11 protein-coding genes are annotated in these 13794 nt (G+C 34.5%); 4 read left to right on the top strand and 7 right to left on the bottom strand.

Annotated features, from left to right (window positions below; translation table 11 throughout):
• Nucleotides 1–11: 11 nt before the first annotated feature.
• The 5 genes from EV197_RS08125 to EV197_RS08145 all read right to left on the bottom strand — a co-directional run bounded on the left by EV197_RS08125 (nt 12) and on the right by EV197_RS08145 (nt 3443).
• The gene (locus EV197_RS08125; RefSeq protein ID WP_130286263.1) at nt 12–869 is read right to left on the bottom strand and encodes an AraC family transcriptional regulator; all 858 of its coding nucleotides are present in this window, start codon (nt 867–869) and stop codon (nt 12–14) included.
• A gap of 208 nt (nt 870–1077) precedes the next feature.
• The gene (locus tag EV197_RS08130) at nt 1078–1680 is read right to left on the bottom strand and encodes an alpha-ketoglutarate-dependent dioxygenase AlkB family protein (protein ID WP_130286264.1); all 603 of its coding nucleotides are present in this window, start codon (nt 1678–1680) and stop codon (nt 1078–1080) included.
• A 3-nt stretch (nt 1681–1683) separates the two neighbouring features.
• Nucleotides 1684–2034 (bottom strand): DoxX family protein, encoded by a 351-nt coding sequence (locus EV197_RS08135; RefSeq protein WP_130286265.1) that lies wholly within the window; start codon nt 2032–2034, stop codon nt 1684–1686.
• A complete protein-coding gene (locus EV197_RS08140) occupies nt 2031–2486 on the bottom strand; it encodes a hypothetical protein (protein ID WP_130286266.1) in 456 nt (151 codons plus the stop codon). Before EV197_RS08140 ends, EV197_RS08135 begins: the two co-directional genes overlap by 4 nt.
• A gap of 75 nt (nt 2487–2561) precedes the next feature.
• The gene (locus EV197_RS08145) at nt 2562–3443 is read right to left on the bottom strand and encodes a DUF6503 family protein (RefSeq protein ID WP_130286267.1); all 882 of its coding nucleotides are present in this window, start codon (nt 3441–3443) and stop codon (nt 2562–2564) included.
• A gap of 232 nt (nt 3444–3675) precedes the next feature.
• Here EV197_RS08145 and EV197_RS08150 point away from each other — a divergent pair, with 232 nt between their 5' ends.
• On the top strand, nt 3676–5637 hold the full coding sequence (locus EV197_RS08150; protein ID WP_130286268.1) for a S9 family peptidase: 1962 nt from the start codon (nt 3676–3678) through the stop codon (nt 5635–5637).
• Between the two features lie 93 nt (nt 5638–5730).
• Here EV197_RS08150 and htpG read toward each other — a convergent pair whose 3' ends face one another.
• The gene (gene htpG, locus EV197_RS08155; RefSeq protein WP_130286269.1) at nt 5731–7617 is read right to left on the bottom strand and encodes a molecular chaperone HtpG; all 1887 of its coding nucleotides are present in this window, start codon (nt 7615–7617) and stop codon (nt 5731–5733) included.
• Nucleotides 7618–7864: 247 nt separating this feature from the next.
• Between htpG and EV197_RS08160 the strand changes: the two genes are divergently transcribed.
• The 3 genes from EV197_RS08160 (at nt 7865) to EV197_RS08170 (ending at nt 11109) form a co-directional block, all read left to right on the top strand.
• The gene (locus EV197_RS08160) at nt 7865–8530 is read left to right on the top strand and encodes a TetR family transcriptional regulator C-terminal domain-containing protein (RefSeq protein ID WP_130286270.1); all 666 of its coding nucleotides are present in this window, start codon (nt 7865–7867) and stop codon (nt 8528–8530) included.
• A gap of 17 nt (nt 8531–8547) precedes the next feature.
• Entirely contained in the window at nt 8548–9855 is a 1308-nt protein-coding gene (locus EV197_RS08165) for an ABC1 kinase family protein (protein WP_130286271.1), read from the top strand.
• A gap of 246 nt (nt 9856–10101) precedes the next feature.
• On the top strand, nt 10102–11109 hold the full coding sequence (locus tag EV197_RS08170) for a 3-oxoacyl-ACP synthase III family protein (protein ID WP_130286272.1): 1008 nt from the start codon (nt 10102–10104) through the stop codon (nt 11107–11109).
• 277 nt (nt 11110–11386) lie between these two features.
• Here EV197_RS08170 and EV197_RS08175 read toward each other — a convergent pair whose 3' ends face one another.
• Nucleotides 11387–13753: a TonB-dependent receptor gene (locus EV197_RS08175; RefSeq protein WP_130286273.1), complete on the bottom strand. Its 2367-nt coding sequence runs from the start codon at nt 13751–13753 to the stop codon at nt 11387–11389.
• Nucleotides 13754–13794: the final 41 nt, after the last annotated feature.

A 13794-nucleotide genomic window follows, 5' to 3' on the forward strand; every position in this document is an offset into this window, starting at 1 on the left:
TCCTTTTGTAATCAGGTTTCACTGTACGAGTTTCGGTATTGCTTTGGCGACACTGTAAAATGCTTTTTAAAGGTTTTAGTAAGGTGGCTCTCATCAGTAAATCCGAGTTGGTACGCGATTTCAGCTATGGTTAAATCCGTATGTTGTAATCGTTGTTCAACCAGTTTCATTTTGTATTTAGTAACATACTGATGTATGGAGTCTCCTGTTTTTCTTTTGAAATAGGTGCTGATGGAACTTTGTGACATGGTAAACTTTTCAGCAAGAAAACTAATTTTAGTTTTATTGTTGTCATAGACGTGCTGCCGGATATGACTAAGTATTTGATCGATTTTGTTGTTGGTATAGGGTACCTCTTTTTTTATCGTCGTATGCTTTGAAGAGATGTTGCGTACCATGATACTTAATATGGTGCTTATGGCATTGGCTATTATTTCTTGATAATAAACCTTCTCACTTTTAAATTCTTCTATTACAAGATTATGTAAATCCCAGACAATTTCACGATCATCCTCGAAACTTATCACGTCTCCTGGAACAATACTGGGTTGATGCAATAATTGCTCAATACGCTTAAGCCAACTTTTTCGTTCCGGAAGATTGACACCTCCAGAGAGTACTAATTCTGTAAATCTGAAATAGGTGAATTTTGAATGTTCTTCGACCTCAAATTTGTTTTTATGTTTTGAAGAAGAGAGAAATATATTGTTTGCCTGATAAGGTAACCGTATACCATTACTATTACGATAGCCTTTACCTGAATTCACAAAAATGATCTGAAAATAGTTCTGATCGGTTAGCGATGTATCCCATTGATCAAAGGAATATTGATTAACTACTAGAACTTCTTGGAGGGTATAACGGTTCATAAATTAACTTTAACATTTTAAAGGTACAAAAATTAATTTAATGTTAAAATACTTGTTTATACTAGTATAATTTAGTAATAGGAGTAACACTTTGGTTTCAAGTTGGTTAACATTTGTTAGTTTGGTAAAAATACTTAAAATTTTACGAAAAAAAATGTAATAAACTTAAAATAGTGAAATATATATATGAATTAACTTAAAACAGTATTTATTTTATAACTCTAAAAGTAAGGTTTATTCTTGGATCTGTTACTTTTTTGGACTTAGGTATTTGATGTAACCAGTTTTTTTGAGTTTCTCCCTGCATTAACAAAAGACTACCCGATTCTAGCAATATTTTAGTCTTTAATTCTTTATTTTTTTTATGTTTGAGATGGAACCACCTGGATGCTCCTAAGCTTACCGATGCAATTATAGGGTGTTCTCCTAATTCCTTTTCGTCATCTGCATGCCAACCATTACTATCTCTGCCATCTCTATAAAGATTGAGTAAACAGGTAGTGAAATTAGCTGAGGTATGTTGCTCCACTTTTTCTTTAAGCTTTAGAAGTAAAGGGGTAAAGGGGAGTGGTTTCATGGTAATGTTGGAGTAGCTATAAGGCTTTTCATTATTACCATATAACGCGGTTAAGCGGGGTTGCGAATAAACTTTGCCAAAAACTTTGATATCATCTTGTTGCCAAGGCACTTCTTTTAATAAAGTATTATAATAATTCAATGCTTGTCCAGGAGCGATGAGGTTAGGGTAATAGGCTACCTCTGCATCTGGTAAATTCAAGTTCTTTGGATTATCGTCTTCAAAAAGTTTCATCGTTTAAGAAATATAGGTAGACAACCAATAGATCATAAAGAACTGTAGCAATAATCTAAAAAGCAATACGGATTTTGGAAGATTAAGGGATGCTTTTCTATTAATGAGCATATGTATGTGAACCGGAAAAAAAAGAAGTAGTAAGACCATAGCTGCCAGAAGGGATAAATCTCTAAAGCGTGTTAGTAATAGACCAATGGCTACCACAATTTCAATTACACCGCTGATATAAACAATTTCTTTATGGTAGGGTAGGTATAACGGCATGATTCGCATAAAAGCTTTGGGTTTAACCAAATGAAATACACCGGATATCATAAAAATAACCGGAAAAATATAAAAGTGCCAACTCATAGTGATTCAGAGGTTTTTGTTTTTCCTGTATGGGAATTTAGTTTATCGTTCATTTGAGGGTACAAGGTAGTGTTTACAAACCGAAGTGCAAACCAATCTTTAGTAAGTGAAATTTTGTGCAAGGGTTGAAGATTAAAATCTCCCAATATATCCCACCCGTAGTTGGCTGTCAAATTACTTTTGTAGCGTAAGGAACTTTTCTTTGGGTACGCAAACCATAAAATAGCATCTTCCATTAATCGAGGATAAACGATTTCAATTCTATTTTCAATTTGGGCTTTATCAGTAACAAAAATTAATGCAAAATCGATCTCTGAAATTTGAATGAGTGACTCTTTTATCTTTACATCTTTTAAACAGTCGAGCTCTTGGCAAAAGTCTTCAGGTTCGTTGAGAATTAATATTTCGTCCAAATCTTTAGGGAGTTGTAGTTTTTTAAAAAGCGGTGTCATATCAGTGATGTTGAAGAAAGTTAGGCTTCTTAAAGATACAAAAAACCACTGTTTTTTTATGATGTTTAACGCTTTTTAGTTTAGGGTAACTTCTTTATAATCATCGGGTTCTTCAAATAAAGACGCAGCGTTTTCAATAAACCCTACATTAGTTAACATCGCTTCACCTAATTTTTTGTTTTTTCCTTCGCCATCCTTCCATTCGTAGAAGTCCCATTGTGTTGAGATAGGAATATCATTGACCATGGCATAATCTTTATAGATAATCATATGTGGATCACGCTCTGCTTTAGCTACGGTATTGTTTGGTCCGAAGGTTACAATATAAGCGGCAGCAGTTAATACATGATTTTTGGGGTTTACATAGATGATATACCAGTCGTCTGGTGCGTCTCCTGTACCTTTATTAAAACTCAATTTAGCAGAGGTATAAATTTCGTTGTCTAGACTCCTGTCTTTCTTTACTTCCATTACCACACCCGGATCATTAAGTTTATAAGGCATCGCAAAGAAATAGGACCAGGTAAAGATATCAAATCGGGCATTACTATACTTAGCATCCGCCGGATACAGCATAACCTTTTCACCGTTGTAGATTAATTTAGTGCCATCTTTTTTGTCAATCCTAATCTTTGTGGAGTTGGTTAGTTGGGTGATTTTTCCATCCAAAACCGTTGAATTGCCAAACCGTACAACAATATCAAAACTAATGGCAGTTTTTTCTAGAAAAGCCTCTTTCTTATGCGCCTTTTCGACATTTTGCGTTAATTGTCTTTCTAAACTAATGGCACCATCGCCAATACCCCCATCAAGTTCCACAGGCATGGTAGCTAAAGTATCTTCCTTTTTGGTGGTGATCACTTCTTCTTTAGCTGTTTCATCTTCTGCTTTAGTGTCAGATGTTTGTTTACAGCTGATTACTACTGTGGCAAGTAATATTAATACAAGATTTTTCATAACTATGTAGGGGTTAGTGTATGGTCTAAATTACTAATTCGTATTTCGCAATGGTAATATTTATGAAAACTCTAACAGAAGTTGATTTTAGGAACAATACTAACTTTAAAAAATTATTATTCCAGAAAACTGTGGTGAAATTTATTTTTTAAAAGCAAACCAGTACATTTGATGTCTGTCGATTATATGGACAACATTCTTATTTAAAATTAGATAATTAGAGATTTAATATATGGAATCATCTTTAGATGTGAAGAAAAGTAAAAAAGAAGTACCGGGTAACCCACAATTAGTTACCTCAGAGGAGGAACTTAAAAAATTAGCACAACTAGACCAGACAAAATATAACTACACAGTGGAGGATTATTTTGCCAAACCCAAAGCGAGAGGTTTTCAACTCTCGCCAAACGGAAAATTTATATCCTATCGAGAGAAAGATGATAATGGTAAGAATCATGTTTTTGTTAAAGAAGTTACTACAGAAAAAGTCACCAGGGTTATAGTTGAAAATGAAGAATTGATCCGTGGATATGGATGGGTCAACAATGAACGATTGGTTTATGTAATGGATAAAGGTGGAGATGAAAATTATCATTTGTATACCGCTACAATACAAGGGTCGGATAGTAAAGATCTTACCCCATATGAAGGAGTACAGGTTAATTTCTTAGAGTTACTGAAGGAAGATAAGGATCATATCATCATATCAATGAATAAAAATAATCCAGAAGTCTTTGAACCTTATAAGATCAATGTGATTACAGGTGAGTTGGAGCAGTTATACCAAAATGATGATCCATCCAACCCTATAATGGATTATATTTTTGATAAAGATGGTAATTTAAGAGGATTTTCTAGGTTGATCAATGGGGTAGATATAGAGCTATATTATACGTTGGATGGGCAAAGTTATGAGGTAATCAAAAAATTAAGCTGGAAAGATGCCTTCTCTATTCTTAGTTTTAATTATGCGTCTGATAATTCAAATGAAGCTTATGTAGTGTCAAATCTAGAAACGGACCGGTCTAGGATTTATCGGTATGATCTCAAAGAAGATCAACCGATAGAGATGCTATTTGCTGATGAAAAATATGATGTTGCTGGTTTGTCTTTATCCAGAAAAAGAAATTATGAATTGGATTACTTTTCGTATCAGGGTGAAAAAAGAAATGTAATTCCGGTTAGTGAATACTATAAAAAGTTACACCAAAAAATTACCACACAATTCCCTAATCAGCAATACAGCCTAGCTGACAAGACCGACGATGAGGATCTATATTTGATTTTTCTACAGAGCGATAAATGCTATGGTATTTATTATTCTTATGATGTAAAAAAAGACGAGTTTAAATTATTGTATGATTTAATGCCACATTTACAAGAAGAAGATATGGCGGATATGCGTCCGATACAATTTTTAAGTAGAGATGGGATTGAATTACACGGCTATATCACATTACCAAAAATAGCTTTAGAAGGCAATAAAGTGCCACTTATTGTTAATCCTCATGGCGGACCACAGGGGATAAGAGATACCTGGGGTTTTAATCCCGAAGCGCAACTTTTTGCTAGCCGAGGCTATGCCATGCTTCAGGTTAATTTTAGAATCTCTGGAGGATATGGGAGAAAATTTTTAGAATCTGGTTTCAAACAGATTGGTAGAAAAGCAATGGATGATGTAGAAGATGGTATAGCGTACGTTATCAAAGAAGGTTGGATCAATGAAAATTGTGTCGCTATCTATGGAGGAAGTCATGGTGGTTATGCTGTACTTAGAGGATTAACCAAAACACCAGACTTATATGCTTGCGGGGTGGATTATGTTGGGGTGTCTAACATCTTTACCTTTATGAAAACCATACCACCCTATTGGAAACCTTATTTGAAAATCATCAAAGAAATATGGTATGATGAGGACATTGAAGAAGAAAGAGCCATTATGGAAGAGGTTTCTCCGGTCTATCAAATTGATAAGATCAAAAAACCATTGTTTGTAGTCCAAGGGGCAAATGATCCAAGGGTAAATATTGATGAATCCGATCAGATTGTTGAGGCATTGCGAGCCAAAGGATTTGAAGTGCCTTATATGGTCCGTTATGATGAAGGACACGGATTTGCTAAAGAAGAAAACTCTATTGCGATGTATAAGGCAATGATGGGTTTCTTTGCTCAACATTTAAAAGGAGATAACTAAATTAAATTTGAGTTTCAATCTTAAATTAATATAAACAAAGCCCAATTCTAACTGAATTGGGCTTTTATATCTAATCCTTGGTTAGTTATAATTTTACTTAACCATCTCAAAGCTTCTTTTTATAAAGGCCGTAAGTTCTTCTCCCTTCAATAAATTTTGCGACAGTTTAGCGAGATCCAAAGATTGCTTAATTAAGCGTTCTTTCTTCTTATCGGTTTTGGTTTCAGCGATTTGACCAACTAATTCGTGATTTGTATTAACTACCAGGTTGTACATCTCTGGCATGTTACCCATACCGAACATTCCACCACCTCCAGTTTGTTGCATTTCCTTCATACGCCTCATAAATTCTGGTTGCGTAATCATAAATGGAGCAGCATTACTATCCATCGCTTCTAATTGTACCGTATATTTTTCTGCAGGAATCACTTTTTCAAGATCTGTCTTTAACTTTTCTTTTTCTTCATCTGATAGTTTAGAGATTTTTTCTTCATCCTTTTTGATCAAATTATCGACGTGATCCGCATCCACTCGGGTAAAAGTGATGTTCTCTTTTGTAGTCTCTAGTTTTTGTATTAAGTGCGATACGATAGGCGAATCTAATAATAGCACTTCATACCCCTTATCTTTTGCAGCACTGATGTACGCGTGTTGCTCATCTTTATTAGAGGCATATAGGATAACGGTCTTATTATCTTTATCGGTTTGATTTGCTTTTACCTTTCCAATAAGTTCTTCAAAAGTGTAGTAGTTATTATCTACAGTAGGATACAAAGCAAATTTATCCGCTTTTTCGAAGAATTTATCTTCCGAAAGCATGCCGTATTCAATAACGATTTTAATATCATTCCATTTTTGTTCAAAATCTTCGCGATTGTTTTTGAACATCGCACTCAATTTATCAGCAACCTTTTTGGTGATGTATCTTGATATCTTCTTAACATTACCGTCAGCTTGTAAATAAGATCTGGAAACATTCAATGGGATGTCAGGTGAATCGATAACTCCTCTCAGCATCGTTAAAAACTCTGGCACGATACCTTCGACATTGTCGGTTACAAACACCTGGTTTTGATACAATTGAATTCTATCTTTTTGCAAATTCATATCCTGTCCCAACCTTGGAAAATATAAAATACCCGTTAGGTTGAATGGATAATCAACATTAAGATGGATATTAAATAGCGGCTCTTCGAACTGCATAGGGTACAATTCCCTATAAAATTCCTTATAATCCTTGTCCTCCAAATCTGCTGGCTGCTTTGTCCAGGCAGGATTAGGGTTATTGATGATATGATCAACTTCTTTTGTTGGAGCCGGATCCTCTTCTTTAGCATCTTCAGGCTTTGGTAAGGTCTCTGTTTTGGTACCAAATTTAATAGGTATTGGCATAAACTTATTATACTTTACCAATAGCTCATTGATTTTTGCATCTTCAAGGAACTCTTTTTCTTCTTCATTGATATGCAAGATGATTTCTGTACCGCGTTCACTTTTATCGTGCTGCTCCAGGGTGTACTTCGGAGAGCCATCACAGCTCCAGTGTGCTGCAGGTTCATCTTTATAAGATTTAGTGATAATTTCTACTTTATCTGCTACCATAAAGGCAGAATAGAAACCTAAACCAAAATGTCCAATAATACCTGCATCCTTAGCAGAATCCTTATATTTTTCTAAGAATTCCTCAGCTCCTGAAAAAGCAACCTCGTTAATATATTTTTCAACCTCTTCGGCGGTCATCCCAACTCCCTGGTCAATGATGTGGAGCGTTTTGTTTTCCTTATCAATTTTAACCTCGATTATTGGGTCACCATAGGTTACACTAGCTTCACCGATAGCTGTTAAATGTTTTAATTTTAAAGTTGCATCGGTAGCATTAGAAATTAATTCTCTTAAGAATATTTCGTGATCAGAGTATAGAAACTTTTTGATTAACGGAAAAATGTTTTCTACAGATACATTAATACTTCCTGTTGCCATATGATTATTTTTTAAATGTCTACTATTGATTTATAACAATCCCAAGAACTCAAAAAAAATACCAATTCCTTGATGCTGACAAACTGGCATTTGGTTTTGACTTTTTTGTATTATAAAAGGAATTAAGTTGCTGAACAGCAATCTATTTGATTTCAAAAAAAATGAAACAACTTTAACAAATATTTTGTTTAAGTTTTTAATTGAAAAGTTAAACAATGATTATATTTGTAATGTAAAGTTGATAAAAATGGCCTCAGCAAAAAAAACAACAAAAATTGATAAGCAAATAATCATTACCAAGTACATGCAATATGTATTGGATTATGAGCACTATCCTAAATCAGTTTATAAATTTTGTAAGGACGTTAAAATAAAGGAAGAAGATTTTTATAAATATTTTGGTAACGTCGATGCATTAATAAGATCCGTTTGGAATGAATTTTTTTCCAATACTCATCAAGTAATGCTGGATAACAAAGAATATGAAAATTTTAGCAGTCGCGAAAAGATGTTAACCTTCTTTTATACCTTTTTTGAATTACTTAAAATGAATCGGAGTTTCGTATTGTTTGATTTAGATACTGACAATGATTCTTTAAAGAAAATGAAAAAATTAAGCGGCTTACGTAAGCAAGTAAGAGAATTTGCGGCTAAGCTAATTGAAGATGACAATGAGGAGAAGCAATACAAGCTTACACAACGGCCGGTAACCTTGTTTGCTGAAGGAGCCTGGATTCAATTGGTTTTTTTATTGAAATTTTGGATTGACGATGACTCGGCTGACTTTGAAAAAACGGATATGGCTATTGAGAAATCTGTGAATACAATTTTTGACGTATTTGACAATACGCCTTTAGATAGTATTATTGATTTTAGTAAATTTTTATGGAAGGAAAAATCCTTCTGGAATTAAAATAGAGAAAGTATATATTGAAAACTTTAGATAAAATACCAACCTCAAAAATAGGTCGCACTGCCGAATTAGTGAAGACTGGAGTTAAAGTTGGAGGTAATTATATTAAATATTATAGCAAGAAGGCTATTAATCCTGAAACTACCCGGGATCAATTAGACGAAAGTAATGCTACTGATATTTATGATGGTTTAAAAAATTTAAAGGGTAGTGCGCTCAAGGTGGCACAGATGCTTTCAATGGAGAAGAATTTATTACCGAATGCTTATGTGGAACGTTTTTCTTTGTCACAATTTAGTGTACCTCCATTGTCAGCACCATTGGTAAGAAAAACATTTAAAAAATATAATGGGAAATATCCTGAAGAGCTATTTGATGAATTTGCAACACAATCAGTAAACGCGGCTAGTATAGGTCAAGTACACAAAGCCGTTAAAGATGGGAAAAAACTTGCTGTGAAAATTCAATACCCTGGTGTTGCAGATAGTATAAGTTCAGACCTGGCGATGGTAAAGCCCATCGCCATCAGGATGTTTAACTTAAAAGGTAAGGATTCAGATAAGTATTTTAAAGAAATAGAATCCAAATTATTGGAGGAGACAGATTATATATTAGAGTTGGAGCAAAGTGAGCAGATAACAAATGCTTGCGCTTCTATTCCAAATTTAAAATTTCCAAAATACTATAAGGAACTGTCCAGTCAAAAGTTCATTACAATGGACTGGATGGAAGGTAAACATTTAAGTGAATTTGCAAAATTAAATGAAGACCAAAAAATCGCAGATCAAATAGGACAAACATTGTGGGATTTTTATATGTATCAAATCCATGTGTTAAAAGAAGTCCACGCAGATCCACATCCTGGAAATTTTTTAGTAGATAAAGACCATAATTTAATTGCTATAGATTTTGGATGTATAAAAAAGATACCAAACGAGTTTTATGAACCATACTTTGAGTTGGCAGTTAGTGAAAATTTGAATGACCCTCTTTTTTTTGCCCGTAAGATGTTTCAGCTTGAAATACTCCGAGAAGATGATTCGGAAGAAGAAGTCCGCTTTTTCTCGGAGCTATTTCATGAATTACTGAGTTTGTTCACTAAACCCTTTAACAGTGAAACTTTTGATTTTGGTGATGATACATTTTGGAAAAAAATAACAGAATTGAGTGAAAAATATAGTAAAGATACTGAGCTTAGAAAAATGAATGGTAATAGAGGAAGTAAACACTTTTTATATATGAATCGTACGTTTTTTGGCTTATATAATTTGTTACACGATCTTAAAGCTAAGGTAGTCGTAAGAAATTTTGAAAGATTCCTTTAGTCAGTCGACCTGACTGACTTGGTTTGTTTATTTATTGGTTAGGTTGTTTGAAAAGCACGCTGTGGTTGGCGTGCTTTTCGCTTTTTTAACACTTGATCGAATTTCTTCAAAAAAACTACTATGCGTGCATACAATATCACAACTGTTTCTTTTATCAAAAAGATCAGAATACATATATTGTGCGGCAGTTTTCGTGTTAACCATTCTGGTAGAGAACGCACAATACACATTCAATACAATTAAACTATGTATACTTCAAAAATAGCAGGTTTAGGTTACTATGTTCCTGAAAATTTAGTTACCAATGACGATCTATCTAAAATAATGGAAACCAATGATGCTTGGATACAAGAACGTACAGGTATAAAAGAAAGACGTCATATTAAAAAAGGAGATGGTAACAGTACCGCTGTTATGGGCGTTAAAGCCTCTAAAATTGCTTTAGAGCGAGCGGGTATAGACGCCAATGATATTGATTTAATCATTTTTGCAACCTTGAGTCCGGATATGTATTTTCCTGGAGGCGGGGTCCAAGTACAAGAGATGCTGGGCGTGGATACAATACCTGCATTAGATGTTAGAAATCAGTGTAGTGGTTTTATTTATGCAATATCCGTCGCTGATCAATTTATTAAAACCGGGATGTATAAAAATGTACTGGTGATTGGTAGTGAAAATCACAGTGGTGGATTGGACATGACCACACGTGGTAGAGCGGTTTCAGTAATATTCGGAGATGGTGCAGGTGCTGCGGTAGTAACCCGAAGTGATAAAGAAGGTACGGGTATTCTGTCAACACATTTACATAGTGAAGGTAAACACGCCGAGGAACTTGTATTGATGGGGCCAAGTACTGAACATTGGGTGCCAGAAATCATTGCAGAAAACCCACAAGAAGACATTCCTTACTATCCACATATGAACGGACAGTTTGTTTTTAAAAATGCTGTAGTCCGTTTTGCAGAAGTAATAAATGAGGGTTTAACAGCTAATGAGCTAACTCCAGCTGATATTAATATGCTGATTCCACATCAGGCGAATCTTCGGATTAGTCAATATGTGCAAAAAACCTTTAAGTTAACAGATGATCAAGTGTATAATAATATTCAACGCTATGGAAATACAACGGCTGCATCCATTCCTATTGCATTAACCGAAGCGTGGGAACAAGGTAAAATTAAAGAAGGCGATTTAGTTGTCCTAGCAGCTTTTGGTAGTGGATTTACCTGGGGTAGTGCAATCATTAGATGGTAATTGAGTATGCCACACTAAAGTAACAAACATAAAAAAACGCGAGGGTCAAATCTCGCGTTTTTTATATCAGGTTTTTGGCTACTCTTTTTTTAAAGGCTAATTCAAATAAATTATAACCGTCACTATAGTATTAAACGTTATAAATCTTTAAGTGTTACAAAAACCGTCAATTTTTTGGAATAATTTAACTTTTGGATTTCACTCCTTAACTCTACATTAATATACCACATAATCAAATAATTACATAGAAGATTAACAAATGAAATTAAAAAATTAACTAAAGTATTCCTCCTCCAGATTTTTCATTATCATCTCTTCTTTTTCGAGCAACTTTTCGGTTTTTACCACTTCCAAATCTATAGGATAGTCCAAGGAAAACCGTTTGTGTTTCTCCCTGAAATCTTCCGTTTTGTGGAAAGGGGATGTCGCCAGAGAATCGAAAACGCATCGTATTGAAGATATCGTTAAAATTGATACTAGCAGTTCCTTTTCCTCCTAAGAAGTTATAACGTGCTCCTGTATTGATAAAGTAAAATGGTTTAGTCGTAAATTGAATCCCTTCTTGTTCTCCTCTATAGAAACCAAATACTTGAAACGTAAGGTTTTTGGTGGCCTTAAAATTATTATTCATTCTAAAATTATAGATAACCGCATCCACTTCTCTTGCAATACCTTCAACAACGCCTTGTTGTGTTTGCCCGTAAAGGTCAAAACTGGCATTAAAATTCCACCATTTAGTTGGGCGATAATTACTGGAAATCTCTACCCCATAAGCAGAATTATTATCAAAATTGTCAAAGGTTAATATTTGTCCTTCTTCAATGGTAGGATCTTCGATAAGGGTTTGATTAATTTCATCGTTGATAAGTCTATAAAATACACCTCCTGTTATGGAACCCCCTGTTAAACGTCTTGTGTAATTAAACTCAATGGAGTTGGTAAATTGTGGATCTAGCTGTGGATTTCCACGTGAGGTAATTCTTGGGGTTGCCCACTCCCGTATTGGATTAACCTGGTTTAAGCCGGGTCTATCTACTCTTCTGCTATAACTCAGCTGATAGGTGTCTTTTTCTCCCGGAGTATAAGTTAAATATCCTGAAGGGTAAACCGTTAAAATTTGATCCTCAAATATTTTTTGATTATTAAAAATTGCTTCCACTTCATAATTCTCCAATCTAGCACCTACCTGATAAGACCATTTTTCAAAAGTAGTTCCGTAGGTTGCGTATACCGCGTGGATATCTCTATCATAGCTATAATCGGAGTCATCAAACAGTGTAGATTGGTAGTCGTTGTCTGTTCTTCGTAATCGCGCTTCATAACCCAATTCTAATTTGGTCTTTTCAGTAAGGGGATTCACATAGTCAAAATTTATAGTAGTGTTTTTACGCTCATTATCGATGAGGTCTACATAATTCTGTGTTGGACCACCGGTGAATCTAAAGCTGTCTTCGCTATCGCTTTCGAAGGCATTATAATCCACTTCTAATTCAAGGCTATGTCCCTCTTTTTTGAATTTTCGTTTATAATCAAAATTATAGGTACTCCCCAGGTTATCACTGTCACTAACAAAAATTTGACTAAAGTCAGCATCTGGGTTATCATTAAATTGAAGCGCAACATTTCCTTTTGTTAGCCCATCAAATAGATTTTGATTGGTATAAAAAGAGACCGTGTTGTAATCGTTTATATAATAATCCAGGCCTACTTTGAATAAGTGTGATTTGTTATTGTCTAAAATAGCGAGATCAGTCTCATAATTTTGATCTGCCCTAAATACAAATCCACCCATTCTGTTTTTGTTTATATTGGCTCCATAGTTGCCATAGATATTAAATTTACCATTTCTGTAGTTAAGATCTACGGAGTTGTTAAATCGAGCATTTTGATCCCAATTTAGGCCGATATTGATATTACCATTAAAACCAACATTTGCATTTTTATGTAATACAATATTTATAATTCCGCTCATACCCTCTGGGTTATACTTTGCAGATGGATTGGTAATCAATTCTACCGATTTGATAGAGGTAGAAGGAATTTGTCTTAATAATTGTGCAGGTGAAATGTTGGTGGGTTTTCCATCAATTAAAATCTGAACATTAGGATTTCCCCTCAGCGCAATATTTCCATCTTGATCTACATTAACGGATGGGATATTTTGCATAATTTCTGAAGCCGTGCCTCCTGTAGTGGTTAGGTCTTTACCCACATTTATTACTTTACGGTCAATTTTTTGTTCAATAGTAGTTCTTTCGGCCACAATTGTCACGTCATCTAAGGCCTCGGCTGTTTCTTCTAGATTGATGGTACCGATATCGAGATCTTTATTTTTTCTGGTAATTTCAATAGGCTGACTAAAGGTTTTATAGCCTATGAATTGAATATTTAAAGTGTATTTTCCTCCCGGGATATCTGCAATTAAAAAATCTCCTTCTTCTGTAGTAATCCCCCCACTAATTACTTTGTCATTGGCTCCATTGATTACAATAGTAGCGTAGGGGATAGGTTGTTTAAGGTTTTTGTCCATTACTTTTCCTTTTATGGTGCCTACTACAGCATTATTATTTGGTTGTGCTACAAGTAGTAAGCACCAAAAAGAAAATAGCAACGATAGGATCGTTTTTTGATTGATAGTTTTCATCTGGTCGTTTTTTATTGATTTTTGTATTGCATTGTACTTTG

This window comes from Aquimarina brevivitae, assembly GCF_004216895.1.
Classification (GTDB): domain Bacteria; phylum Bacteroidota; class Bacteroidia; order Flavobacteriales; family Flavobacteriaceae; genus Aquimarina; species Aquimarina brevivitae.

What these genes read in the sequence shown, in the direction of transcription:
- EV197_RS08125 (WP_130286263.1), bottom strand. Translation starts at nt 869, where the DNA reads ATGAACCGTTATACCCTCCAAGAAGTTCTAGTAGTTAATCAATATTCC.
- EV197_RS08175 (WP_130286273.1), bottom strand. Translation starts at nt 13,753, where the DNA reads ATGAAAACTATCAATCAAAAAACGATCCTATCGTTGCTATTTTCTTTT.
- EV197_RS08170 (WP_130286272.1), top strand. Translation starts at nt 10,102, where the DNA reads ATGTATACTTCAAAAATAGCAGGTTTAGGTTACTATGTTCCTGAAAAT.
- EV197_RS08145 (WP_130286267.1), bottom strand. Translation starts at nt 3,443, where the DNA reads ATGAAAAATCTTGTATTAATATTACTTGCCACAGTAGTAATCAGCTGT.
- EV197_RS08140 (WP_130286266.1), bottom strand. Translation starts at nt 2,486, where the DNA reads ATGACACCGCTTTTTAAAAAACTACAACTCCCTAAAGATTTGGACGAA.
- EV197_RS08135 (WP_130286265.1), bottom strand. Translation starts at nt 2,034, where the DNA reads ATGAGTTGGCACTTTTATATTTTTCCGGTTATTTTTATGATATCCGGT.
- EV197_RS08130 (WP_130286264.1), bottom strand. Translation starts at nt 1,680, where the DNA reads ATGAAACTTTTTGAAGACGATAATCCAAAGAACTTGAATTTACCAGAT.
- htpG (WP_130286269.1), bottom strand. Translation starts at nt 7,617, where the DNA reads ATGGCAACAGGAAGTATTAATGTATCTGTAGAAAACATTTTTCCGTTA.
- EV197_RS08150 (WP_130286268.1), top strand. Translation starts at nt 3,676, where the DNA reads ATGGAATCATCTTTAGATGTGAAGAAAAGTAAAAAAGAAGTACCGGGT.
- EV197_RS08160 (WP_130286270.1), top strand. Translation starts at nt 7,865, where the DNA reads ATGGCCTCAGCAAAAAAAACAACAAAAATTGATAAGCAAATAATCATT.